At 67.3% G+C, this 26,409-nt stretch carries 15 protein-coding genes; 8 read left to right on the plus strand and 7 right to left on the minus strand.

The features are described from left to right. On the minus strand, positions 1 to 961 hold a 961-nt coding region (locus tag E1261_RS08465), incomplete at its 3' end, for a GntR family transcriptional regulator (protein ID WP_132404507.1). Positions 962 to 1,016: 55 nt separating this feature from the next. On the opposite strand from E1261_RS08465, the gene E1261_RS08470 reads away from it, so the two are divergent. From E1261_RS08470 to E1261_RS08485, 4 genes are all read left to right on the plus strand, one after another. Then, positions 1,017 to 3,995, plus strand: coding sequence for a DUF7402 domain-containing protein (locus tag E1261_RS08470; RefSeq protein WP_132404509.1), 2,979 nt, complete (start codon positions 1,017 to 1,019; stop codon positions 3,993 to 3,995). A 140-nt stretch (positions 3,996 to 4,135) separates the two neighbouring features. Next, positions 4,136 to 10,537, plus strand: coding sequence for an RHS repeat domain-containing protein (locus E1261_RS46815; protein WP_165952425.1), 6,402 nt, complete (start codon positions 4,136 to 4,138; stop codon positions 10,535 to 10,537). Beyond that, positions 10,534 to 11,091 (plus strand): hypothetical protein, encoded by a 558-nt coding sequence (locus tag E1261_RS08480; RefSeq protein ID WP_132404513.1) that lies wholly within the window; start codon positions 10,534 to 10,536, stop codon positions 11,089 to 11,091. Before E1261_RS46815 ends, E1261_RS08480 begins: the two co-directional genes overlap by 4 nt. A 178-nt stretch (positions 11,092 to 11,269) precedes the next feature. After that, on the plus strand, positions 11,270 to 15,304 hold the full coding sequence (locus tag E1261_RS08485; RefSeq protein WP_132404515.1) for an RICIN domain-containing protein: 4,035 nt from the start codon (positions 11,270 to 11,272) through the stop codon (positions 15,302 to 15,304). A 13-nt stretch (positions 15,305 to 15,317) separates the two neighbouring features. On the opposite strand, the gene E1261_RS08490 is transcribed toward E1261_RS08485, so the two are convergent. Beyond that, a complete protein-coding gene (locus tag E1261_RS08490) occupies positions 15,318 to 15,944 on the minus strand; it encodes a CGNR zinc finger domain-containing protein (RefSeq protein ID WP_132404517.1) in 627 nt (208 codons plus the stop codon). Between the two features lie 62 nt (positions 15,945 to 16,006). Here E1261_RS08490 and E1261_RS08495 point away from each other — a divergent pair, with 62 nt between their 5' ends. Together E1261_RS08495 and E1261_RS08500 are read left to right on the plus strand one after the other, a co-directional pair. Further along, positions 16,007 to 16,372 (plus strand): nuclear transport factor 2 family protein, encoded by a 366-nt coding sequence (locus tag E1261_RS08495; RefSeq protein ID WP_132404519.1) that lies wholly within the window; start codon positions 16,007 to 16,009, stop codon positions 16,370 to 16,372. Then, positions 16,372 to 16,776 carry an SRPBCC family protein gene (locus E1261_RS08500; RefSeq protein ID WP_132404521.1) on the plus strand — a complete coding sequence of 135 codons (405 nt, stop codon included), beginning with the start codon at positions 16,372 to 16,374 and terminating at the stop codon, positions 16,774 to 16,776. Before E1261_RS08495 ends, E1261_RS08500 begins: the two co-directional genes overlap by 1 nt. Here the strand turns inward: E1261_RS08500 and trxA are convergent. Next, positions 16,759 to 17,094 carry a thioredoxin gene (gene trxA / locus E1261_RS08505; protein WP_132404523.1) on the minus strand — a complete coding sequence of 112 codons (336 nt, stop codon included), beginning with the start codon at positions 17,092 to 17,094 and terminating at the stop codon, positions 16,759 to 16,761. The genes E1261_RS08500 and trxA overlap by 18 nt on opposite strands. After that, entirely contained in the window at positions 17,091 to 17,459 is a 369-nt protein-coding gene (locus E1261_RS08510; RefSeq protein WP_132404525.1) for a MerR family transcriptional regulator, read from the minus strand. Before E1261_RS08510 ends, trxA begins: the two co-directional genes overlap by 4 nt. A gap of 170 nt (positions 17,460 to 17,629) precedes the next feature. Here E1261_RS08510 and E1261_RS08515 point away from each other — a divergent pair, with 170 nt between their 5' ends. Further along, positions 17,630 to 24,052, plus strand: coding sequence for an RHS repeat domain-containing protein (locus E1261_RS08515; protein ID WP_132404527.1), 6,423 nt, complete (start codon positions 17,630 to 17,632; stop codon positions 24,050 to 24,052). An 8-nt stretch (positions 24,053 to 24,060) separates the two neighbouring features. Next, a complete protein-coding gene (locus E1261_RS08520; RefSeq protein ID WP_132404529.1) occupies positions 24,061 to 24,396 on the plus strand; it encodes a hypothetical protein in 336 nt (111 codons plus the stop codon). Between the two features lie 85 nt (positions 24,397 to 24,481). On the opposite strand, the gene E1261_RS08525 is transcribed toward E1261_RS08520, so the two are convergent. Genes E1261_RS08525 through ispG form a run of 3 tightly spaced genes read right to left on the minus strand, consistent with a single transcriptional unit; the run spans position 24,482 to position 26,396 of the window. Then, on the minus strand, positions 24,482 to 25,036 hold the full coding sequence (locus E1261_RS08525) for a nucleosidase (RefSeq protein ID WP_132404531.1): 555 nt from the start codon (positions 25,034 to 25,036) through the stop codon (positions 24,482 to 24,484). Then, positions 25,033 to 25,245, minus strand: coding sequence for a hypothetical protein (locus E1261_RS08530; RefSeq protein ID WP_132404533.1), 213 nt, complete (start codon positions 25,243 to 25,245; stop codon positions 25,033 to 25,035). The genes E1261_RS08525 and E1261_RS08530 overlap by 4 nt, the downstream gene beginning before the upstream one ends. A gap of 2 nt (positions 25,246 to 25,247) precedes the next feature. After that, a complete protein-coding gene (gene ispG, locus E1261_RS08535) occupies positions 25,248 to 26,396 on the minus strand; it encodes a flavodoxin-dependent (E)-4-hydroxy-3-methylbut-2-enyl-diphosphate synthase (protein WP_132404535.1) in 1,149 nt (382 codons plus the stop codon). Positions 26,397 to 26,409 lie beyond the last annotated feature (13 nt).

The raw sequence follows: 26,409 nt of genomic DNA on the forward strand, positions 1-26,409 counted from the left end.
GGAGGTCTACTGCGGTGCGGCCGAGGTCGTGGACGGGGAGGGAGGCGGCGGCGACGGTGAGAGGCAGGACGCTGGCGGGGCCGGCGTCGTCCATGCCGGCCAGTTCGATGTCGCCGGGGACCTCGTAGCCGAGGTCTGCGAGTTCACGGGCAGCGGTGGTGACGATGAAGCCGTCGGAGCAGAGCAGAACCGTCGGTGGGTCGGGCTGACTGAGCAGTGCGCTCAGGCGGGCCTTGCGTGCCTCAGGTGCCAGGAACTGGTGAGTGCTGAGTGCAGTGAGGTCCGGGCGGCTTGGCAGATCGTGTGCGCGGAGCGCTTGCTGGTGGCCGCTGAGGCGGTCGCGCACACTCGTGCAGTCGACCTCTCCCCAGAGCGTCGCCATCCGCTGGTGCCCAAGACCGATCAGGTACGTCGTCAGCTCGTACCCGACCGCGAACTGGTCAGCCAGCACCGCGTCGGTCGGCACATCGGGTTGGTACCGGTCGATCAGCACCACGGGCAGCGCCAACTCCCGCAGCACCTGAGACGCACCCTCTACTGCGTAGAGCGCGATCCCGGACACGCCACTCGCCACCGCCCGCCTTAGCGCGCGCTCCTGCAGTTCCAGCGAGCCCTTGCTGTCATAGAGCAGTAGCTCGAATCCCAGCTCGTCGCACCGCGATTCGACCCCGGTGATGATGCCCTCCTTCACCGGCCCCTGCCCATGAATCACCAGCGCGACCGCACGCCGCCGTACCGGCGCGACCACAGGACGCTCGGCGACGAATGTGCCGCGCCCCTGCTGCCGGACCAGCACCCCGTCGGCGACCAGATCGTTCAGTGCGCGGATCGCGGTCGTCGTACTGACGCCGTACCGCTCACAGACCTCGCGCTGGGTGATGAACGGCCGGTCCGGGCTGTGACCGCCCTGGGCGATCAGTGCGAGCAGCTCCCGCTTGACCTGCTCATACCTCGGGAGCATTTGACCGTCCTCGAATCGGTTGCCGCATTAATGCATTAAATCCTACGGTGCGATCATGCGACTCCTCGCCACCGCCCTCACCGCCGCCCTGCTGGCCACCGGCCTCCACGCCACGGCCACCGCTGCCCCGGCAGCCACCGCAGCAACCGCTGCCACGACCCTGACCGCCGACTTCTCGGTCGACAAGGGATCCGGGTACGCCGAGGTGTTCGGCTCCGGGATCAACGTCCCGGCCCTGACCGACACCGCCAAGATCGACACCCTGCACCAGGCCGGCACCCGGTTCATCCGCGGTGACGCCTACCTGCAGCAGATCCTTCCGCGCAACACCTCGATCGACGCCTACCTGGCCAGTCTCGGCACGCCCGGGAGCGTCTCCGACCCGAACACCTGGGACTGGAGCAAGTACGCCTGGGTCGACGAGCACCACAAGCGCGGTACGAAGACGATCCTGATCCTGAGCTACTCGATCGACTGGCTCGGCTACAACGGCAGCGACTACAGCCCGCCGAAGGGCGAGGCAGGCTTCCGGGTCTACGAGGACGTGATCAAGAAGATCTACCAGCGGTTCCGCGGCAAGGTCGACCTGATCGAGGTCTGGAACGAGCCCGATCTGCCGGGATTCCTGCAGATGGGCGGATCACCGTGGGGCGACACGCAGAACGATCGGATGGCCGCGTACAGCCAGATCTACCAGCGCGCGTACGCCGCCGTGCGCAGCGTCGACGCCGACATCCCGATCGGCGGGCCGACTGTGTCCAACCCGGGCCAAGCGCTGGCGTGGGTCGACAAACTGCTGGCCGATCCCGCGCTGAAGAACAAGTTCGACTTCCTCAGCTACCACGAGTACAACCCCTACACCGGCAACCGCACCGAGCCCGTCGAGACCTTCCGGCAGCACGCGGCCGCGCAGGGCCGGCCGAACATCCCGGTCTATGTCACCGAATGGAACTACTCCGCTGCCTACGAACGCGTCCCGATGAACGCGAGCGACGCCCGCAACCTCAGCTACTCGGCGCTGCGGATGACCAACCTCTACAACCAGCGCGCGAACGGCGCGAACGTCTTCGCCGACAACGACGAGGCGATCGAACCGAACTTCTTCGGCGTCCACAGCAACGGCATGCTCCCCGCCCGGGCCCGCGCGTACCAGCTGCTGTCCCGCGACCTCGGCCTCGGCGACGGCGTCAGCACGCTCCGCCAGGTCTCCACTCCCCCGAACACCTTCACCGGCTTCGGCGCGGCCACCACCGCGAGCGGCGACAACGTCAGTTGGGTCGTCAACGACACCGCCGAGCCACTTCAGGTCGACCTGCAACTCACCGGCCTCGGCTCCGGTACGTCGACGGTCGCGAACCTGTTCGAGGCCAGTCCGAACCAGAATCCGGTGACACCCAAGTCCGCCGTCAACCTCACGATCACCGGCGGCGCGGCGCGCGTGACACTGCGAGTCCCGCCGTACTCGGTCAGTGGCGTCCGGCTCGGAACCAATGCCCTCAGCAACAATCTCGCGCCCTCCGCAACCGCCACCGCGTCGAGCGTGAGCAAGGCCGATCCCGAACTGGTCGCGGCGAACGTCCTCGACGGGAACGTCGGCCTGCACGGCGGCGGCGAATGGGCATCGGACCAGGAACTCAGCCCCAACCTCACCCTCACCTGGCCTTCGGCCCAGACGGTCGGCCGCATCGTCCTGTTCGATCGCGCGAACCCCGAGGACACGGTGCGCTCCGGCAGACTCGTCTTCAGCGACGGCAGCGTCGTACCGATCCCGGAGCTTCCGAACAGCGGCTTGGCGAAAGACATCACCTTCGCACCCCGCAGTACGACGTCCGTCCGCCTCGAACTCACCGGCGCCGGCCTGAACGTCGGTCTGTCCGAGATCCAGGTGTACGACGGCGCCGACGTCGCTCGGGAAGGCACGATCACGGCCGGCACCGGGTCGCCGTACAACGCGATCGACAGCCGGCCGTCCTCGGAGTGGCGCTCAACGGAAACCAATCCGTGGATCCGGATCGATTGGGTGAACACCCACCAACTCGACCGCGTCGTACTCAACGATCGCCCCGACCCGGCCGCGAACATCACCAGCGGAACCTTCACCTTCAGCGACGGCACCAGTCTCGCCGTCACCGGCATACCGGCCGACGGTTCGGCCAAGGTCGTCAGCTTCCCGGCCAAGTCCGTCACGTGGGTCAAGTTCACCGCGACCGGCTCCGGCAGCAACGTCGGCCTGTCCCAGCTCCGCGTCCTCTCGGCCCCGAACCTCGCGTCCAGCGCCGCCGCGACTGCCTCGTCGACGTACCGCAACGATCCCGCGTACGGCGCTTCGGCCGCGACCGACGGTGTGGTCAACCAATGGTTCGCGGGCGAATGGGCCTCCGACGGCGAGGTGAATCCGAAGCTCACACTGGCGTGGTCCGTGCCGCAGCGTCTCAGCCAGGTGATTCTCTTCGACCGCAGCAACCTCGAGGATCAGACCCGTGCCGGCACCCTCACCTTCAGCGACGGCAGCAAGGTCGCGGTCTCCGGACTCGACAACACCGGCACTGGACTGGTCGTCAACTTCCCAGCTCGCACGACCACCTCGGTGCTCTTCGAAACAACCGGCGGGCAGGGCCTCAACAACGGCATTGCCGAGATCCAAGCCTTCGCCGTCAACGACACCCGCCGGATCGAGTCCGTCGACGAACCCGGCAAGTTCTGGCGGCACCGCAACGGCCTGGCCCGCATCGACGTCCCCGGTCAGCCCGAGGCGGACTTCGACTTCCGCATCGTGGCCGGTCTCGCCGACCGCGACGCCGTCAGCTTCCAGTCCGTCAACTACCCCGGCGACTATCTCCGGCACGCCGACGGACTTCTCCGATTGAATGCCTACAGCAACCAACCGCTCTACCGCGCCGACGCCACCTTCCACCCCGACGGCCGCACCTTCCGCGCCCACAACTACCCCACCGACACCATCCGCCACACCCCGGACGGCCAGCTCCGGATCGGCTCCGGCGGCACCTCCGCAGCGGAGTTCATCGTCCGCTGACCAGGAATTCGGTTTCCGGTTTCGACCCTGCTCGAATGGTCCAGCCGCCACCTTCGAGCAGGGTCGAACAGGTTGTCGAACCAGTTCCTCAATCGTTGGAATACCAGTGCCCACGCACATCTGCCACGAAGAGAGCACCCATGCCCAGTGCCCTTTCTCCCCGGCGCCAGTCCTGGCACCGGGCCGGCCGGATAGCGATCACCACCACGGTCGCTTCCGCCCTGATCGCCACGCTCTGGGGCCCCGCCGCCAACGCGGCGCCCCTCAAGGACGATCCGACTTGGAAGCCCAAGAAGGAAAAGTCCGTCCCCACGAAGCCCTTCAAGTCCATCCCGAAGGCGGCTGACCCGGCCGAGGCCGCGGCTGCGAAGCCGGTCACGAACAAGGTGTCCTGGCCCAAGGCCGGTTCCGCCGAGGTCGCCGTACCGGCTGCTCCGTCGGCGTGGAGCGCGGCACTGGCCGGCGGCCGCCAGGCCGGCACCAAGACGCAGGCCGGCACGCTGCCGATCTGGATCGGCTCGGCCCCGGCATCGACCGCCAAGGCCGCGGCTGCCGATGCCACTCCGGCCAAGGTGAAGATCGATCTCGCTCGCCGCGGTACCGACGGTCTGGAGCTGAGGCTCAACCGCACCGACGGCGTCGCGAAGAGTGGCAAGGTCTCCCTGCAGCTGCGCTACGAGGACTTCCGGGACGCCTTCGGTGGCGACTGGGCCCAGCGCCTGCGCGTGATCGACCAGTCGACAGGCAGACCTCTCGCCGTACAGAACAACGGGAACGGCAACCTCACCGCCGATGTCCCGGTCGGCGCCAAGACCTCCACCTTCGCCGTCCAGGCCGCGGCTGCCGGCGGCACCGGCAACTTCGGCGCCTCGCCACTCGCCCCGACCGCGACCTGGCAGGTCGGCGGCGCCTCCGGCGACTTCGCTTGGCAATACCCGATGAACGTTCCGCCGAGCAACGGCGGCCCGACCCCCAAGCTGAGCCTGGACTACAGCTCGGGTGGCGTCGACGGCCGGACGTCGGCCACGAACAACCAGCCCTCGTGGGGTGGCCAGGGGTTCGAACTCGCACCTGGCGGTTCGATCGAGCAGCGATTCGCCTCCTGCGCCTCGAAGACCGAAAGCTCGGGCAACAACGGCACCAAGGCCACCGGCGACATGTGCTGGGCCGGCGAGAACGCGACGTTCACGCTGAACGGCAAGGGCGGTGAGCTGGTCCGTGACGACGTCACCAAGACCTGGCACCCGCGCGCCGACGACGGCTCGGTGATCGAGAAGCTCAACGGCGCCGAGAACGGCGACGACGGCCGCGTCGACGCCGAGAAGGGCGAGTACTGGCGGCTGACCACCAAGGACGGCACCAAGTACTACTTCGGCCTCAACAAGTTGCCCGGTGCAACCACTCAGCGCACCAACTCCGGTTTCACGATGCCGGTCTTCGGCAACCACTCCGGTGAGCAGTGCTTCACGGCCGGCAACTTCGCCGCCTCGTGGTGCCAGCAGATCTACAAGTGGAACCTGGACTACGTCGTGGACCGTCAGGGCAACACGATGAGCCTGTTCTACGACACCGAGACGAACTACTACGGCCGCAACCAGACCGACACCGCGCCGACGGCCTACACCCGCGGCGGCAACATCCGCACCATCGAGTACGGCCAGCGCGACGGCACCACGTTCAGCACTCCGGCCGTCGGCAAGGTCGAGTTCAGCACCACCGAGCGCTGCCGCGACGGCAGCGGCTGCTCCGCCCCGGACGACTATCCGGACACCCCGCTGGACCAGCGCTGCATCGGCACGAACGGCGCACCGCCGGTCAAGTGTGACAAGTTCAACCCGTCGTTCTTCACCACGAAGAAGCTGAGCAAGGTCAGCACCTACGTGTACCGGGGTTCCGCCTTCGACCTGGTCAGCAGCTGGAACCTGCGCCACACGTTCCCGGACAACGGTGACGGCACCAAGCCGGGTCTCTGGCTCGAAGCGATCACGTACGCCGGCCACGTCGGCAACGCCGGCGGTATCGCCATCCCTGAAGTGAACCTGGACGGCATCCAGCTGGCCAACCGCGTGGACAAGGTCGGCGACAACCTCCCCGAAATGAACTGGTGGCGCGTCAACCGGGTCTCCTACGGCACAGGTGGCGAGCTTGCCGTCGACTACTACCCGACCGACTGCAAGCCCGGCGACGTACCGCCTGCGGACACCAACGGCCGCCGCTGCCACCCGATGAAATGGACGCCCCCGGGCTCCACGACGGAGCGGCAGGACTGGTTCCACAAGTACGTCGTCAAGTCCGTCACCGAGTCCGACCGGGTGACCGGCAACGAGCCCATGATCACGACGGTCGAGTACCCGGGCGCCCCGGCCTGGCGGCACGACGACGAGGACGGATTGGTCGAGATCGGCCAGAAGACCTGGTCCCAGTGGCGCGGCTACGACCGCACCATCGTCCGCAAGGGCAACGTCGGCGGTCCGCAGACCGTGACCGAGAACCGCTTCTTGCGCGGCATGGACGGCGACAAGCTCGCGGCCGGCGGCGTCAAGGACGTCAAGGTCGCGGACTCCACCGGCGCCCTGGTCGAGGACCAGCCGCCGCTGTCGGGTCAGCCGCTCGAGACCCGCACCTTCAACGGCACCGAAGAAGTTCAGCGCACGATCAACGACCAGTGGATCTCCCCCGCCACCTCGACCCGGGTCCGCTCCTGGGCCACGGTCAGCGCCTACCAGGTCCAGCAAGGCGGCAACCGGCAAGCCGAGCAACTGGCCGGTGGCGGTGAACGCAAGAGCCAGGCCTTCAACAAGTACGACGATGACGGTGTCCTGGTCAGCAAGACCGATCTGAAGGACCTGAGCACGCCCGCTGACGACACCTGCACCAGCTACGAGTACACGACCAACCCGGCCGCCGGCATCAGCGAGATCCCGAAGCGGGAACTCACGGTCGGCGTCGCCTGCGGCAAGCCGTACACCAAAGAGCAGGTGATCGGTGACGCCCGCACGTACTACGACGGTGCCACCTCGCTGACGGCCGCACCGGTCCGGGGCAACGCGACCAAGACCGAGCGGCTGTCCGGCTTCGCGGCCGACGGCACCCCGCAGTACCAGGTCACCGGCACCACCAAGTACGACGACCTCGGTCGCGCGATCGAGATGACCAACCCCAAGAACGAGACCAGCCAGGTCGTCTACACCCCCGCGGGTCCTGGCCCGGTCACCAAGGTCGAGTCGACCAAGCCGAACGGCCAGAAGAACATCGTCGAGCTGGAGCCCGCGTGGGGCCAGCAGGTGGCCACGACCGACGAGGCGGGCAAGCGGACCGAGGCGATCTACGACCCGCTCGGCCGGACCACCAAGGTCTGGTACCCCGGCCGCACCGGCGCCATCACGAGCAAGTTCGCCGCCGCGGGCGCCAACGAGGCCGGTCTGGCCTCGGCTGCCGACAACGCCGCGGTCGCGGATGTCTCGTACACCTACGGCATCCACTCCAACGACCCGCTGACCGTCACCACGACCACGCTGCAGGCCGATGGCAGCACCGAGGCCGCGATCCAGATCTACGACGGCCTGATGCGGCCGCGCCAGTCCAAGTCGGCCGGGAAGACCGGCGGCTCGATCGTCAACGACATCAAGTACGACAGCCGCGGCCTCGAGGTGAAGCAGAACGGGCCCTTCTACACCGACACCCCGGTCAGCGAGACGATCCTGACGCCGGTCGAGGAGGAACTGCCGACCCAGAAGGTCACGCTGTACGACCTGGCCGGCCGTCCGACCACCGAGCAGGTGAAGTCCTTCAACCGGGTGCTGTGGGAGACCAAGCACACCTACTCCGGTGACAGTGAGACAGTCGACCCGCCGACCGGCGAAACCCCGATCACCCGGATCACCGACGTACAGGGCCGGCTGGTCGAACTGCGCCAGTACACCGGCGACTCGGCGTCGGGCACGTACGACAAGACGACGTACACCTACGACGCGCGTGGCCAGCTGGGCGTCATCACCGACCCGGCCGGAAACAAGTGGGGTTACGAGTACGACGCTCTGGGCCGGAAGGTCAAGGAGACCGACCCGGACAAGGGCCCCACCACCTATACCTACGACCAGCTCGACCGGGTGGCCACCAAGACGGACTCGCGGGGCCAGACCCAGGCCTACGAGTACGACTCACTCGGCCGGACGACCGCCGTCCGTGACGGTTCGGCCACCGGACCGAAGCGTGCCGAGTTCGTCTTCGACACGCTGCTGGCCGGGATGCCGACCTCCTCCACCCGCTACGACAAGGACGGCAACGCCTACATCAACCGGGTCACCGGCTACGACGCTCGTGGCCGAGCCACCGGCAACGAGTACGTGATCCCGGCGAACGAAGGAAAGCTCGCCGGTACGTACAGGTTCGAGAGCACCTATCGCGAGGACGGTCAGCTGGCCACGGAGACGCTCCCGGGCGTCGGCGGGCTGCCGGGCGAGACGCTCACCTACGGCTACAACGCGCAGGACCAGCAGACCACGCTGGGTTCTGGCACGACGTCGTACGTGCGTGGAACGACATACACGGCGTTCGGTGAGGCCGAGTCGATCACGATGGGCTCGACCAACGGCAAATGGGTCTCGATCGGTTACAGCTACGAGGAAGGCACCCGCCGGCTCTCCAAGGTCACCACCGAACGCGAGCTGTCACCGAGCCTGGTCTCGGAGGTCGAGTACCTCTACGACGACTCCGGGAACATCAAGCAGCTCAACGACCGGCCGTCTTCGCTCAGCGGAGAGCAGACCGACACGCAGTGCTTCAGCTACGACTATCTGCGCCGGATGACCGGTGCCTGGACCCCGAAGCCGGGAGCGGACAACGCGCCGGGCGATTGCAACGGTGCCCCGGCAGCCGCGAACCTCGGCGGACCGGCGCCGTACTGGCACAGCTGGACGTTCGACAAGGTCGGCAACCGCAAGAGCGAGACCAAGACCTCAGCGACCGGCTCCACCACGGCGACCTACAACTACCCCGCGGCCGGGCTCGCCCAGCCGCACGCGGTGCAGAGCGTCGTCACCACCGGTACCGGTATGCCGGCCGGCGGCCGGACCGACAGCTACACCTACAACCAGAACGGCGACCGGCTCACCCGCTCCAGCGGTGGCACCACGGAGAACTACACGTGGAACTCCGAAGGCGATCTGGAGAAAGTCACCAAGGGCTCCCAGGAGACGTCGTACCTGTACGACGCCAACGGCACCCGGCTGATCCGCCGGGACAACACCGGTACGACGCTCTACCTCGGCGACACCGAACTCCTGCTCAAGCCCGGTGCGGCAACTGCCGAAGGTACCCGGCACTACGACCTGGGCAGCAAGACCGTCGCCGTCCGGGTGCAGGACAAGCTCACCTGGCTCGGTGCGGACCACCACGGGACGTCGACCACGGCGATCGCCGACGACGCCACCCAGACGATCCAGCGCCGTCGCGAGGACCCGTACGGCAACCAGCGCGGTACGGCGCCGGCGGCCTGGCCGGGACAGCGTGGCTTCGTCGGTGGTACGAACGATGCGTCGACCGGGCTCGTGCATCTCGGTGCCCGGGAGTACGACCCGACGATCGGCAAGTTCATCTCGATCGATCCGCAGCTGAACGGCGAGGATCCGCAGACCCTGAACGGGTACATCTACAGCAACAACAACCCGATCACCTTCTCCGACCCGGACGGTCTGTCCTGGTTCAGCAGCATCGTCGAGAGCATCAAGACCGTCGCGACCACCGTCACCAACCGCGTGGTGGAAACGGTCAAGGAAACGATCAACGTCGCCTCGACGGTCGTCAACTGGGTCAAGGACACCGCGACCCAGACCTTCGAAGCGATCAAGTACGTCGTCACGCACCCGGTCGAAGTCATCAAGAAGATCGAGAAGACCGTCAAGACGATCGTCAAGACAGCGGTCAAGGTCGCGGTCAAGGTCGCCAAGAAGGTCAACGAGATCCGCAAGGATCCGGTCGGCTCCTTGAAGAAGGCGGCCGCCGCCGTGGTCAAAACGGCCAAGGCCGTTGCCCACACGGTCAAGGCCGTGGCGGTGAAGGCGGCGAAGTGGGTCTACGAGAACCGCGCGATGATCCTCCAGGTCGTCGCCGAGATCGCCATCACGGTGGCCATCGGCGCGGTCACCGGCGGCGTCGGAGCGCTCGCCTTCCGCGGTGCGATGGCGGCGGTCCGGCTGGCGTCGAGCGTCAAGCGGATCGAGACCGTGGCCAAGAACATCGAGATGGCCACCAACAAGTTCCACTCGGCACGCTCCCTGATCCGCGCGTCCAAGGAACCCGGGCCGTTCCACAACTTCCCGGAATCGTTCGACGACGTGATCTTCTCCAAGGGCACCCGTACGGTGAAGCCCGACTTCTACAACAAGCCGAAAGCAGGCCTGAGCAATGACTCGATCATGTACAAGCTCCCCGGCACCGTGAACGGGAAGGCCGGCAACTTCGAGATCGCCACCCGGCCGACCGTCAGCGGGCGCTCCGAGCTGATCTGGCACCGCTTCTTCAACCCGACGAGAAGCAAGTGATCGGGCCGGCGCGGGTCTTCCCCGCGGCGTACGAGGCAGCTGTGACGGACTATCCGGCGTCCGGCGGCGTCGATCACGAGTTCGTCGAGGGGCGGGACGGCCGCAGCGTCGTCGTCCTGATCGAGCCTTCGGAAGGCGCCTCCTGGACCGGCGCGTTCGGCGGCGGCGAAGCGATCTCGCGGCGGGCGGTGTCGGGCCTGTACCCGACACCGAGCCCGGTGCGGCTGTGTGTCGTCGACCGCGGGACGGCCTTCCTGGTCGATGTTCTGGACCCCGAACGGACCGAGCGGGTCCCCACGGACGATCCGGTGATGAGTGTGGAGCCCGCCGTCGGCGAGCGCCTGCTGCTGCTGGTCGGCCGCTGGACGATCACCGCGATCGGCCCGGACGGCGTCGTCTGGACCTCACCCCGGATCGCGTTCGACGGACTGCGCGTCGACGAGATCGAGGACGGGCTGCTCCGTGGCGTGGCGGACCCGGACGACGAGGAGCCGCGCGACTTCGCGGTCGATCTGCGGACCGCGGCCGTCACCGGCGGCGCCGGGATCGATTAGTCCCAGCAAGACGGAGGAGACGGGCCGACCCGTCTCCTCCGTCACCTGCGGGCCGGCATCGTTTCGAGCTGACTCGAAACGATGTCCGGTCCGCTGTGAGCGTGTGAAAGTGAGCTGGGCCCGGCACGGTGCTCGGTTTGCCCGTTTCCGTGAGGTCTTCACAGTGAGGTGATCGCAGATGCGATGGGGAGCACTGACGGCGGGACTCGCCGCTGCTGGGTTGTTGTTGCCGTCCGCCGTCGTTCCGGCCGGCGACGCCGTGGCGGCGCCGAGTGGGCCGGCGGCCCAGGAGGCTGCACCGGCGGCGGAGGACGTGTCCCCGGCGGCGAAAGCTGCGAAGGCCGCTCGGGAGACCGGGCGCCGGGTCGAGATCGAGAACCTGCGATCCGAGACCGGAGAGGTGTACGCGAACCCGGACGGCACCAAGACGATGGACCAGCATGCGCTGCCGGTGCGGGTGCGGCAGGCGGACAAGTGGGTGACTCCGGACCCGACCCTGGTCAAGGGGGCCGACGGGAGCATCCGGCCGAAGGCGGCGATGACGCCGATCGTGTTGTCGGGTGGGGGTTCGAAGCACCTACTGACGATCGGGAAGCGCGGGCAGCGGATCAGCCTCGGCTGGCCGGGCGTGCTGCCGGCACCGCGGCTGGAGGGGGACACGGCGACGTACCCCGAGGTGCTGCCCGGGATGGATCTGCGGATCGTGGTGGGAGTCACCGACTTCAAGCACTTGCTGGTCGTGAAGACCCGGTCCGCGGCGACCAACCCGGCGCTGAAGACGCTGCACTACCCGGTCAGCAGTGACAGTCTGCGGCTGACGGTGCGCAAGGACGGGACGACGGTTGCCAAGGGCAAGAAGGGTGAGACCGTCTTCACCGCTCCCCCACCGACCATGTGGGACGCGGCCGAGCACAAGGCCAAGGTCGGGATCAAGCTCACCGGGTCGGCCATCGCGCTGACGCCGGACCAGAAGATGCTCGCCGACCCGAAGACGAAGTACCCGGTGCTGATCGACCCCGACATCGGCGGTACGCCGGTGAACTGGTTGCACGTCAGCACCAAGATGTCCGGCAGTGACCAGGGCTGGACCTACGACCGCAACGACGAGGGCGCCAAGATGGGCGCGATCTACGGCGAGACGAACCACAAGTACCGGTCGATGTTCCTGATGAACACCACCAACGGCGCCCAGACCATCGGCGGCAGCCAGATCATCAGCGCCACCTTCCGGATCACCATCAACAAGTCGCCGGACGGCACCGCGCGTCCGGTGCGGCTGTACTGGCTGCACGACCTGAAGACCACGGACGTCGTCAACTGGGGCAGCCAGGAAGACTACTGGCGCGAGCACGTCGCGACCGGCCACGGCGAGGCCTATCCCTGGAACGAGGACAACCCGATCGAGTTCGGCAACGAGCGCCTGCGCCAGATCATCCAGGACGTCGCGGACAACCGCCGTACGACGGTCTCGTTCGGGCTGCGCGCCGACAACGAGGGCGACGGGTGGCAGTGGAAGAAGTTCCACCCGTGGACCGCGGTCATCTCGATGACCTACAACACGGTGCCCCGGATGCCGAAGGACTTCAACTTCGTCCGGCCGCGGCCCTGTGGCACCCAGGCTGCACCGACCGCGATCTCCGATGCACCGGCCCAGTTCGCCGCGATCGCGAACGACCCGGACGCCGGCGACAACGTGACCACCAAGCTGCAGATCTTCGACGCCGCGGGAACCGAGGCACATTCCTCCGACGTCGGGCCGACGGTCAGCGGCGCGGCCTTCTCCTGGCCGGAGGTCCCGGCCGGCAAGCTGCTGCCGAACACGCCGTACCGGTACATCGCGACCACCCGGGACGGCCGGGCCAGTGGCCCGTCGACACCGGACTGCTGGTTCGTCATCGACACGGTTCGGCCGGCGCAGCCGATCATCTCCTCGACCGACTTCCCGGCCAGCGAGGCCTTCCTGCAGACCCGCACGGTCGGCAAGGTCAATTTCAGGATCGGCAACGCGGCCGACACCGATGTGGCCGAGTTCCTGTTCGGCTACGCGCAGGACAAGATGACGATGCGGGTGAAGGCGGCGCCGGACGGTACCGCTTCGATCCCGGCCACGCTCTACAAGGACCCGATCACCCAGAAGGCCCAGGCGACCCTGTTCGTCAAGGCCGTCGACCGGGCGAACAATCTCAGTGAGCGGTACACCCAGTGGAGTCTGCGGGCCCGCACCGACGCCCCGCCGCCGGAGACCAAGGTCCGCAACGACATCAACGCCGACGGCCGCGCCGACATCACCTCCGTGGTCGATCACGGCTTCGGCCGGACCTCGGTCTGGAACTTCGCCTCGCGCGCCGACGGCACCTTCCACTCCGGCTACATCGGCTGGGACAGCCGGGAAGGCAGTGGCTTCAACCTCTACCGCACGCGGCCGGTCCAAGGCGATCTCAACGGTGACGGCCGGACCGATCTGGCGATGTTCCGCGAAGGCGCGGGCCGGCAGATCTGGCTGTACCGGCTGAATTCCGACGGCAACCGGTACGACGCGCCGCCGGCGGTGTGGAGCAGCGGGGCGAACGGCTGGCCGCTGAGTACCGCGCGGATGATCGGCGGTGACGTCGATGCCGATGGCAAGGACGACATCGTCGTCCAGAACGCAGGTAGCGACAAGTGGAGCGCCCTGGTCTTCCGGAGCTCGGACAACTTCGCGACCCCGACGACCTGGGCCACAGCCGCGGCCGGGAACCCGTGGTCGGCCAGCGCGCCACTGCTGGCCGATATCGACGGCGACAACAAGCTCGATCTGCTCAGCGTGCGGAACCTGAACGGGTGCCGGACGACGGTCGACCTGTACCGCTCGACCGGTAGCTCGTTCGCTGCCGCGCAGACAGTCTTCGACTCCGGCGCCGGCAACCTGTGCTGGGAGAAGACCCGGCCCGCGGTCGCCGATGTGGACGGCGACGGCAAGGACGACATCGTCGGCCTGTACGAGTACGGGACGTCCGGCACCCAGACCGACGCCGGCCTGACCGTCCTGCACTCGAACGGCAGCACGCTCACGCAGAGCTCGTGGTGGCGCAAGACCGTCGATCTCGACCTGTCGAAGGCGACCTTGACCACCGGCGACTACAACAAGGACGGCAAGGACGACGCAGCGATCACGTACGCCGGGGGCACCGCGCCGGTGGATCGTCAGGTCTTCACGTTCCACTCCACCGGTACGGCGTTCGCCGACCGGGTGACCGGCTGGCAGGGCCAGGTGGGCGCGGTGACCGGGCCGAAGTTCGACATCGAGCGCCGTACCTATGAACTGGTCAACCGCAACAGCGGCAAGTGCCTGAACGTCTCGGGAGCGAGTGTCGAGAACCTGGCCAAGTACGTCCAGTACCAGTGCCTGCCGGTCGATCTGAACGCCCGGTTCCACATCACCCAGATCGCCGGCACCGACCAGTACGCACTGAAGCCGGTGCACACCGCGACCGGTGAAGGGCCGCTCAAGTGTGCCGACCTGGGCGGCTGGAGCATGGCTGACGGCGGCGAGCTGATCCAATGGCCGTGCGGCAACGGCAACGGGGAAGCGACCGCCAACCAGCAGTTCACGCTGTCGTACGTCGACGGTGCCAGCTACGACACGGTCGTCCAGTTGAAGGTCGCCCACAGCGGGAAGTGTCTCTCCATCATCGACGCGTCACCGGCCGACATGGCACCGGTGCAGCAGGAGAGCTGCGGACAGGGTGCGAACCAGCAGTGGATCCTGCGGCCGTCGTACAACGCGGCACCGGCGGTTCCGGATCTGACCGCCAAGTACCGGACGTCGGCGGCCACCAGCAACCTGGCCGTTCTGGACGTCCAGGACTGCCAGATCGAGGACGGCGCCAACGTCCGGATGTGGGACGAGGTGCCGGGCAGCCAGTGCCAGTCGTGGAAGCTGGAGAGTCTCGGCGACGACGTCTACAAGATCGTCGACGGGAAGACCTCGAAGGTGCTCGACATCGTGGGCTGCTCGAAACTGCCGACGGCCGAGATCACGCTCTGGACGAGTAACGAGTCGGAGTGCCAGCTGTGGCGTATCGAACCCAGTCCGGGCGGCAACAGCGTCATCCAGGTGGGCACCGGGTTGTCGATGGACGTGGCCGGCTGTAACCGCACCTCACAGGCCGAAGTGATCACGTGGTTCTACCACGGCGGCCCGTGTCAGCGGTGGATCTTCCAGCGGCGCTAGTCGGAGTTTGGGGCTAATCGTTGTGGCGGGTGCGGTAGTTGCCGACCTTGTGGCGATTACCGCACCGCTGCATCGAGCACCAGCGGCGGTTGCCGGGGCGTGAGGTGTCGTAGAACATCAGGGCGCAGTTGCTGCCCTGGCACATCCGTAGGCGGGAGACTCGGTCACTGCCGATGATCTCGATCAGGTCCTGGGCGGCTGCGCCCAGGACCTGGCGCATGGTGATGGGTGTTTGCCAGCGGATGGCGCCATGCTCGTCCAGCTCGGGGCGGGGCGTCTCCCCCACTGTGGAGTTGAGGTATTCGCGGTCCGCCGGTGTCAGGTCCCGGGCAGCGATCCCCGGAACCTCCTTCGCATCAGCGATCAGAGCCGGTACGACGTGCCACAGCATCGTGCGGAATTCCTTCAGGCGGGTGAGATCCGGCTTGCTGATCCGCACGTCTTCCGCAGCGAACGGCAGGTCCGCGGCCAAGTACGAGCCGGCCAGCCACGCGGCGGCGTCGTCGGGTGTCTGCAGCTGCTCGTAGCGGTCCCATGGTGGCGGGCCGCCGCTCAGGATCAGTTCCAGCGCGAAGCTGCCCGGATCGAACGTGTGACTCACGCCGTCCGAGCCGGTCAGACGCCTTGCCCCTGGCTTCATGTAACCACTATAGTCGGTGTCGAACACCGGTATAACCAGTTACAGCTTTTCAGGAGGGCGTTATGACCATCGCGGAAACCCTGCTCGAGCTCGAAGATCAACTGTGGCGCGCGAACCGGGAGGGTGACGGATCCTTCTACGCGCACTGGCTCCGCGACGACGCGCTCGCGGTCAGCAAGTACGGCATCATCGACAAGGCGACCGCCGTACCGGGCATCCAGGCGAACCACAACCCCTACCTGAAGACCCCGCGCACCGACGAGAAGGTGATCGTGGTCGACGAGCACACCGCCATCGTCACCTACCGCGTGGACGTGACAGTCCTGTTCGAAGGCGAGGAGAAGGTCTTCCCCTCCTACGCAAGCAGCATCTGGAACAACGGCTCCGGCGACTGGCGCGTCGTCTTCCACCAGCAGTCGGCCCTCTGATGCCGACCGGGCAGACCAAGGACGCCGGCTGGAACATCGGCGTCTCGAAGACACTCCCCTACCCGGTGAACGAGGTCTGGGAGTTCGTCGTGAGCCCGGCCGGCATCGCCCTGTGGCTGGGTGACGGCGTGGAGCTGACGGACGGAGCGCCGTACAAGACTGATGACGGGACCGTCGGCGAGGTCCGCAGCCTGCACGAGGACGACCGGGTGCGGCTGACCTGGCATCCGGCCGACTGGCCACACGAGAGCACCGTGCAGGTGGCGGTGTCGGCGGCCGGGAGCAAGACCGTACTGCGCTTCCATCAGGAGAGGCTGGCGGACGCGGACGAGCGCGAACGCCAGCGCACTCACTGGCAGCAGGTCATGGCCGCGGTGATCGAAGGGCTAGACGGTCGCGAGTAGCGCGTCGTCGAGTTCCTTGAGCAGCTTGGCCTTGGGGCGGGCGCCGACGACGGCCCAGATCGGCTCGCCATGGTGGAAGAGCATCAGGGTCGGCAGCGCCATCACCCGGTAGTTGGCGGAGATGGCCGGGTTCTCGTCGGCGTTGAGTTTCACGACCGTCAGCTGATCGTTGCGCTCGGCACCGATCTGCGTCAGGACCGGCAGGATCTGGTGGCAGGGTCCGCACCACTGCGCCCAGAACTCCACCAGCACCGGCTTGTCCGCCCGCAGTACCAGCTCGTCGAAGGTGGTCTCGTCGACCTCTTGCAGATCACTCATCGTTGGTTCGTCCTCCAGCTCTCGGCATCGGTCAGGAGGCCGGTCAGCCTGCCGCGCAGCGCGGTGAGTTCAGCGATCCGCTGATCCACCTCGGCGATCCGGATCCGGTACGCCGTCAGCGACGCCGGGCACACGTCGGCCCGGTCATTGCCGGCGCGCAGGCACTCGATGAACGGGTACGTCTGCTCCGCGGTCAGCCCGAGACTCAGCAACGCCTTCACCTCGCGCACGATCACCACGTCCTCGGCCTCGTACGCGCGGTACCCGTTGGACTCCCGGCGCGGCTTCAGCAACCCCTGCGACTCGTAGTACCGCACCGCCTTCACCGTCACCCCGGCCGCTGCCGCCAGATCCCCGATCCGCATCCCGCCTCCTTGTGATCCCCACGCTAAACCTTGCCCCCAGGGTCAAGGTCAAGTCCAAGTCTGCCGTACCCACACCAACTCTGACTTCGACCTGCATCGAACGGCTTGCCGGTACCGGGGTGAATCGTTGGAATGGCATCGCCCACCCATCTCGCCGAGAGGACGCACGCATGCGCCTCCCCCGCCCGAGTTCGAAGACCACCCGGATCACGATCTCGACCGCCACCGCCCTTGCGCTGCTCGCGACCGTCTGGGGGCCAGCTGCCCAAGCGGCCCCGGTCCGCGACGACCCTGCGTGGAAACCGACGAAACAGAAGTCCGTCCCCACCAAGCCGTTCACTCCGGTCCCCAAGGCCGCCGACCCTGCCGAGGCCGCGGCGGCGAAGCCACGCACAGCGAAGGTGAGCTGGCCGGCCGACGGCGCCGCCGACGTGTCCGTTCCGGTGCCGAAGGCCGGCTGGCAGACCCAACTGGCGGGCGGCCTGGCCACCGGCCCCAAGGTCCAGGCCGGCAAGCTTCCGATCTGGGTCGGCACGCCGGCGGCGAACTCCGCGTCCGCCGCCACCACTGTCGCCGAGAGCACGCCGGGCAAGGTACACATCGGCCTTGCCCGCCGCGGTACCGACAGCCTGGAACTGAAGGTCAACCGCACCGACGGCGTCGCCAAGAGCGGCAAGGTTTCGCTCCAGTTGCGCTACGAGGACTTCCGGGACGCCTTCGGTGGCGACTGGGCCCAGCGCCTGCGCGTGATCGACCGGTCCACGGGCAAGCCCATCGCTGTGCAGAACAACGGCAACGGCAACCTCACCGCCGACGTCCCCGTCGCCGCGCGGACATCGACGTTCACAGTCACCGCCGGTCCGTCCGGCGGCACCGGCAACTTCGGCGCCTCGCAGCTCGCCCCGACCGCGACCTGGCAGGTCGGCGGCTCCTCCGGCGACTTCGGCTGGCAGTACCCGATGACGGTCCCGCCGAGCAACGGCGGCCCGACCCCCAAGATCAGCCTCGACTACAGCTCCGGCGGCGTCGACGGCCGGACGGCCTCGACCAACAATCAGCCGTCGTGGGGTGGCCAAGGGTTCGATCTGCAGCCTGGTGGTTCGATCGAGCAGCGGTTCGCCTCCTGTGCGTCGAAGACCGAGAGCACCGGGAACAACGGCACCAAGATCACCGGCGACATGTGCTGGGCCGGCGAGAACGCCACGTTCACACTGAACGGTAAAGGTGGCGAGCTCGTCCGTGACGACGTCACGAAGACCTGGCATCCGCGCGCCGACGACGGCTCCGTGATCGAGAAGCTGTCCGGCGCCGACAACGGCGACGACGGCCGCACCGACCTCGAGAAGGGCGAGCACTGGCGCCTCACCACCAAGGACGGCACGAAGTACTACTTCGGGCTGAACAAGTTGCCTGGGGCCACCACTCAGCGGACAAACTCCGGCTGGACGGTGCCGGTGTTCGGCAACCACTCCGGCGAGCAGTGCTTCACCGCCGGCAACTTCGCCGCCTCGTCCTGCCAGCAGATCTACAAGTGGAACCTCGACTACGTCGTCGACAGGCAAGGCAACACCATGAGCCTGTTCTACGACACCGAGACCAACTACTACGGCAAGAACCAGACCGCGACCGACGTGGCGCCGTACATCCGCGGCGGCAACATCCGCACCATCGAGTACGGTCAGCGCGACGGCACCACCTTCAGCACTCCGGCCGTCGGCAAGGTCGAGTTCAGCACCACCGAGCGCTGCCGGGACGGGAGCGCCTGCACCGGGGCCGACGACTACCCGGACACGCCTCTCGACCAGCGGTGCATGGGTCCGAACAACACCAAGCCCGACAAGTGCGAGAACAAGCACAATGCGACGTTCTTCACCACGAAGAAGCTGTCGAAGGTCAGCACCTACATCTACCGCGGCACGAGCTTCGACCTGGTCAGCACCTGGAACCTGCGGCACAGCTTCCCCGAGAACGGCGACGGCACCAAGCCCGGTCTCTGGCTCGAAGCCATCACGTACGCCGGCCACGTCGGCAACGCCGGCGGCATCGCCATCCCCGAGGTCAACCTCGACGGCATCCAGCTGGCCAACCGGGTCGACAAGGTCGGCGACAACCTGCCCGAAATGAACTGGTGGCGCGTCAACCGCGTCTCCTACGGCACCGGCGGCGAACTTGCCATCGGCTACTACCCCACCGACTGCAAACCGGGCGATGTACCGGCCGCTGACACCAACGGCCGCCGCTGCCACCCGATGAAATGGACACCTCCAGGCTCCACGACCGAGCGGCAGGACTGGTTCCACAAGTACGTCGTCAAATCTGTCACCGAGACCGACCGAATCTCCGGCAACGAGCCGACCGTGACGACAGTCGAGTACCCCGGTGCCCCGGCGTGGCGGCACGACGACGAGGACGGATTGGTCGAGATCGGCCAGAAGACCTGGTCGCAATGGCGCGGCTACGACCGCACCATCGTCCGCAAGGGCAACGTCGGCGGTCCGCAGACCGTGACCGAGAACCGCTTCTTCCGCGGCATGGACGGCGACAAGACCGGCACCCCTGGCACCTTCAAGGACGTGAAGGTGCAGGACTCCACCGGCGCCCTGGTCGAGGACCAGGCACCCCTGTCCGGCCAGCCGCTCGAGACCCGCACCTTCAACGGCACCGAAGAAGTCCAGCGCACGATCAACGACCAGTGGGTGTCCGGAGCGACGTCGACCCGGGTGCGGTCCTGGGCGACAGTCAGTTCGTTCCAGGTCGAGCAGGGCGGCAACCGGCAGACCGAGCAACTGGCCGGTGGCGGTGAACGCAAGAGTCAGGCCTTCAACACCTACGACGATGACGGCGTACTGAAGAGCAAGACGGACCTCAACGACCTGAGTACGGCGGCCGACGACAGCTGCACGTCCTTCGAGTACACCTCGAACCCGGCCGCCGGGATCAGCGAAGTCCCGAAGCGGGAGCTCACGGTGGCGGTTGCCTGTGGCAAGCCGTACACCAAGGAGCAGGTGATCGAGGACAACCGCACCTACTACGACGACGCGACGTCACTGGATGCGGCGCCGACGAAGGCCAACGCGACCAAGACGGAGCGACTGTCCGGCTTCGCGGCCGACGGCACCCCGCAGTACCAGGTGGCCGGCGTGACGAAGTACGACACGCTCGGTCGCGCGACCGAGATGAGCAACCCGAAGAACGAGACCAGCAAGGTCGTCTACACCCCGGCCGGTCCGGGTCCGGTCACCAAGGTCGAGTCGATCAAGCCCAACGGCCACACGACCATCGTCGAACTCGAACCGGCCTGGGGCCAGCAAGTCGCCACCACGGACGAGTCCGGCAAGCGGACCGAGGCGATCTACGACCCGCTCGGCCGGACCACCAAGGTCTGGTACCCCGGCCGCACCGGCGCCGTGACGGCCAAGTTCGCCACCGCGGGCGCGAACGAGGCCGGTCTGGCGGCCGCTGCCGACAACGCCGCCGTACCGGACGTCTCCTACACCTACGGCATCTTCGACAACTCGCCGTTGACGGTGACGACCACTTCACTGCAGACCGACGGGACCACCGACGCGGCAGTGGAGATCTACGACGGCCTGATGCGGCCGCGCCAGTCCAAGGAATCGCTACGGACCGGCGGGAGCGTCGTCAGCGATGTGAAGTACGACAGCCGCGGCCTCGAAGTGAAGCAGAACGGGCCGTACTACCAGGACTCCCCGGTGACCGAGAAGCTCGTCACTCCGGTGGAGGAGGAACTGCCGACCCAGAAGGTCACCTTGTACGACCTGGCCGGCCGTCCGACCACCGAGCAGGTGAAATCCTTCAACCGGGTGCTGTGGGAAACCAAGCACACCTACTCCGGTGACAGCGAAACCGTCGACCCACCCACCGGCGAAACCCCGATCACCAGGATCACCGACGTACAGGGCCGGCTGCTCGAGATGCGCCAGTACACGGGCGACTCGGCGTCGGGCACCTACGACAAGACGACGTACGGGTACACCCAGCGTGGCCAGCTGGCCGCGGTGACCGACCCGGCCGGCAACCAGTGGACCTACGAGTACGACGTTCGCGGCCGCAAGACCAAGGAGGTCGACCCGGACAAGGGCACCACCACGTTCGCCTACGACGACCTCGACAAGGTCAGCACCCAGACCGACAGCCGTGGGCAGACGTTGGCCTTCGAGTACGACGTCCTCGGCCGGACGACCGCCGTCCGCGAGGGTTCGGCCACCGGACCGAAGCGTGCCGAGTTCGTCTTCGACACCCTGCTGGCCGGGATGCCGACCTCCTCCACCCGCTACGACAAGGACGGCAACCCCTACATCAACCGGGTCACCGGCTACGACGTCCGCGGCCGAGCCACCGGCAACGAGTACGTGATCCCGGCCAACGAAGGAAAGCTCGCCGGCACCTACCAGTTCACCAGCACCTATCGCGACGACGGCCAGCTCGACACCGAAACCCTGCCGGCTGTCGGCGGGCTGCCGGGCGAGACACTCACCTACGGCTACAACGGCAAGGACCAGCCCACCACGCTGGCGTCCGGGAACACGTCGTACGTGCGTGGAACGTCGTACACGGCGTTCGGTGAGGCCGAGTCGATCACGATGGGCTCGACCAACGGCAAATGGGTCTCGATCGGTTACAGCTACGAGGAAGGCACCCGCCGGCTCTCCAAGGTCACCACCGAACGCGAACTGTCACCGAGCCTGGTCTCCGAGGTCGACTACGGGTACGACGACTCGGGAAACATCAAGCAGGTCAACGACCGGCCCTCCTCGCTCACCGGCGAGCAGACCGACACGCAGTGCTTCGACTACGACTACCTGCGCCGGATGACCGCGGCGTGGACTCCGAAGCCGGGAGCGGACAACGCGCCGGGCGACTGCAGCACGGCTCCGGCAGCCGCGAACCTCGGCGGGCCCGCGCCGTACTGGCACAGCTGGACCTTCGACAAGATCGGCAACCGCAAGACCGAGACGAGGACCTCGGCCAGCGGTTCGACGACCGCGACGTACAACTACCCGGCCGCCGGACAGGCGCGGCCGCACGCGGTGCAGAGCGTCGTCACCACCGGCACCGGTATGCCGGCCGGCGGCCGCACCGACACCTACACCTACAACGAGGCCGGCGACCGGACGGCGCGATCTGTCGGCGGGGTCGGCGAGACGTACACCTGGAACTTCGAGGACGACCTGGAGAAGGTCACCAAGAACGGCCAGGACACGTCGTTCCTGTACGACGCCAACGGTGAACGGCTGATCCGGCGCGACAACACCGGTACGACGCTCTACCTCGGCGACACCGAACTCCTGCTCAAGCCCGGTGCGGCCGAGGCCGAGGGGACCAGGCACTACGAGTTCGGCGGCAAGACGGTGGCGGTGCGGACCAAGGGCCAGCTGTACTGGCTCGGCGCCGACCACCACGGCACATCGACCACCGCGATCGCCGACAACGCCACCCAGACCGTCCAGCGACGCCGCGAGGACCCGTACGGCAACCAGCGCGGTACGACGCCGACAGCCTGGCCGGGACAGCGTGGCTTCGTCGGCGGCACGAACGACCCGACGACCGGACTCGTGCATCTCGGTGCCCGGGAGTACGACCCGACGATCGGCAAGTTCATCTCCGTCGACCCACAACTCGACAACACCGATCCGCAGTCGCTGAACGCCTATGTCTACGGGAACAACAACCCGATCACGTTCAGCGACCCGGACGGCATGTCCTGGTTCAGCAGCATCGTCGAGAGCATCAAGACCGTCGCGACCACCGTCACGAACCGAGTGGTCGAGACAGTCAAGGAGACCATCAACGTCGCCTCGACCGTGGTCAACTGGGTCAAGGACACCGCGACCCAGACCTTCGAAGCGATCAAGTACGTCGTCACCCACCCCGTCGAAGTCATCAAGAAGATCGAGAAGACCGTCAAGACCGTGGTCAAGACGGCGATCAAGGTCGCGGTCAAGGTCGCCAAGAAGGTCAACGAGATCCGCAAGGATCCGATCGGGTCGATCAAGAAGGCCGCCAAGGCGGTGGTCAAAACAGCGGTCGCGGTGGCCCACGGGGTCAAGGCCGCCGCGGTGAAGGCGGCCAAGTGGGTCTACGAGAACCGCAAGATGATCCTGCAGGTCGTCGCCGAGATCGCCATCACGGTCGCCCTGACAGCGGTCACCGGAGGGATCGCCGGAGCGGCGATGCTGGCCGTCCGTGGGGTGATGATGGCCAGCCGGGTCGCGTCGGCGGCGAAACGGCTCACCTCGGTCGTGAAGGGTGTCGGGCAGGCCGTGCAGAAGGCCAGCGCGAACCGGAAGCTCGAGCGGATCTTCGACAAGCCGAGCCGGATCCTCGACAAGGATCCGGGCAAGATCAAGTCGGTCGTGGAGAAGTCCGGAAACTTCCGGACCGGAACACTCGGGCGGGGCAGCGCGCGCGGCCGCGGCTTCAAGGCCCAGGAGGTCAACGACGCCGGCAACCTGACCGGACGCAACCTCCAGTGGCATCCCGGCGGCGGGCATCATGGACCCAACCCGTACTGGAAGGTTTCCAGCGGCAAGGGCACCGAGCGCATCGGCCACAACCTCGAGAACATCTAAGGATCACGATGACCGGCAACTCGCGACAACTGATCGCCTTGCTGCGGGCGGTGGCCCGGCTGGCGCTGCCCGCAGCAGATCAGGAGGCCTATCTCGCGGGGATCGGAGTGGGTGACCTCGCGGACGAGCTCGCGCTCGACCTCGAGGACGCACCCCAACTGGGAGTTCAGCTCGGCCTCACCCAGGCCGAGCTGGACCTCCTGACCACGATCGACCAGCACCTCGAGCAGATGTCCGGCCCCGGCAACGAAAAGCTCTGGCGCGGCCCGGCCCTGCACACCGACGAACGCTGGGCCGAGGTTCGTCAGCTCGCTCGCCAGTTCCTGTTCCTGCAGGGGCAGTGACCTCGAGCACCCGGTCTCCTCTCAGGAGGCCGGGTGCTCAGGCGTGGCAGTACACCTCGTCCAGTTCGTCCCGGCAGCGGACGCGTCATACCTGCCGGACGTACTGCGTCAGCCACTCGCCCAGCACCTTGGCGCTGGCGTCGACCATGGCCGGCCAGTCGTAGGCGGAGTCGTCGGCCGAGTCCGACACGTGCTTGACGACCTTCACCGGTACGCCGAACTCGCGGCAGGCGTAGACGACGCCGTACGCCTCCATGTCCACCAACTGCGCCCGCTCCGCGAGCCGGTCCCGTACGACGGGGTCGGCCACGAACACGTCGCCCGACGCCAGCACCGTCCCGTCACCCCCGTCGATCGGCAACTCCTCCTGCGGATCCAGCCCGATCGCCCGGATCGCCTCCGCGTTCAGATCGTGATTGATCACCACGCTCGGCAGATAGATCCCCGACAACCCGTCCCGCAGCGCCCCCGTCGTACCAACATTCAGCACCACCAGCTCCGAAACATCTCGAGCCGCCAACGCCCGCGCCACCGCCACCGCAGCCTGCGTCTTCCCGACCCCCGTGATCAGCACCGGCAGCCCCTCCGGCACATACCGAGCCTCACCAGGGATCGCGGACACCACAAGGTAATTGGTCACGGCGCGAGGCTATCGGAGGTCGACTCCCGGGCCTTCTCGATGAGCCTGTCGAGGTCCCGGCCGCCGCCGTACCGCCATCCATGCTCCGACGGGCCGAACTCCATCTCGACCTCGTTCAATGTCGCAATGAGCTCCTCGGCACGCTCGCGACTCCACGGCCTTCCATCGCCCGTGCGGATGTCATCCAGGTGCGTTGGCTCGTCCCCCACGTTCAGCCGACCGTGACGGAGGGTTCGCCGGTGGCGGTGTCGCCCATTTCTTCGGCGATGCGGAGGGCTTCTTCGATCAGGGTCTCGACGATCTTGGACTCGGGGACGGTCTTGATGACCTCGCCCTTGACGAAGATCTGGCCCTTGCCGTTGCCGGAGGCGACGCCGAGGTCGGCTTCGCGGGCTTCGCCGGGGCCGTTCACGACGCAGCCCATGACGGCGACGCGGAGCGGGACCTCCATGCCTTCGAGGCCGGCGGTGACCTGCTCGGCGAGGGTGTAGACGTCGACCTGGGCGCGGCCGCAGGAGGGGCAGGAGACGATCTCGAGCTTGCGCTCGCGCAGGTTCAGCGACTGCAGGATCTGCAGGCCGACCTTGACCTCTTCGACCGGCGGGGCCGAGAGCGAGACGCGGATGGTGTCGCCGATGCCCTTGGAGAGCAGGGCGCCGAACGCGGTGGCGGACTTGATCGTGCCCTGGAAGGCGGGGCCGGCCTCGGTGACGCCGAGGTGCAGGGGCCAGTCGCCGCGCTCGGAGAGCAGCTCGTAGGCGCGGACCATGATCACCGGGTCGTTGTGCTTCACGGAGATCTTGAAGTCGTGGAAGCCGTGCTCCTCGAACAGCGACGCCTCCCAGACCGCGGACTCGACCAGCGCCTCGGGCGTGGCCTTGCCGTACTTCTTCAGCAGCCGCGGGTCGAGCGAACCGGCGTTGACGCCGATCCGGATCGAGGTGCCGTGGTCCTTGGCGGCGGCCGCGATCTCCTTGACCTGGTCGTCGAACTTGCGGATGTTGCCCGGGTTCACCCGGACCGCCGCACAGCCGGCCTCGATCGCGGCGAACACGTACTTCGGCTGGAAGTGGATGTCGGCGATCACCGGGAGCTGCGAGTGCTGCGCGATCTCGGCCAGCGCGTCGGCATCGTCCTGCGACGGGCAGGCGACCCGGACGATGTCGCAGCCGGCCGCGGTCAGCTCGGCGATCTGCTGCAGCGTGGTGTTGACGTCGGAGGTCAGCGTCGTGGTCATCGACTGCACCGAGACCGGCGCGTCGCCACCGACCAGCACCTTGCCCACCTTGATCTGGCGGGTCTTACGGCGCGGGGCCAGGACGGGCGGCGGCAGCGCGGGCATGCCCAGGGAGATGCTCATGATTCCTTACTCG

Source organism: Kribbella albertanoniae (assembly GCF_004348455.1).
Taxonomy (GTDB): domain Bacteria; phylum Actinomycetota; class Actinomycetes; order Propionibacteriales; family Kribbellaceae; genus Kribbella; species Kribbella albertanoniae.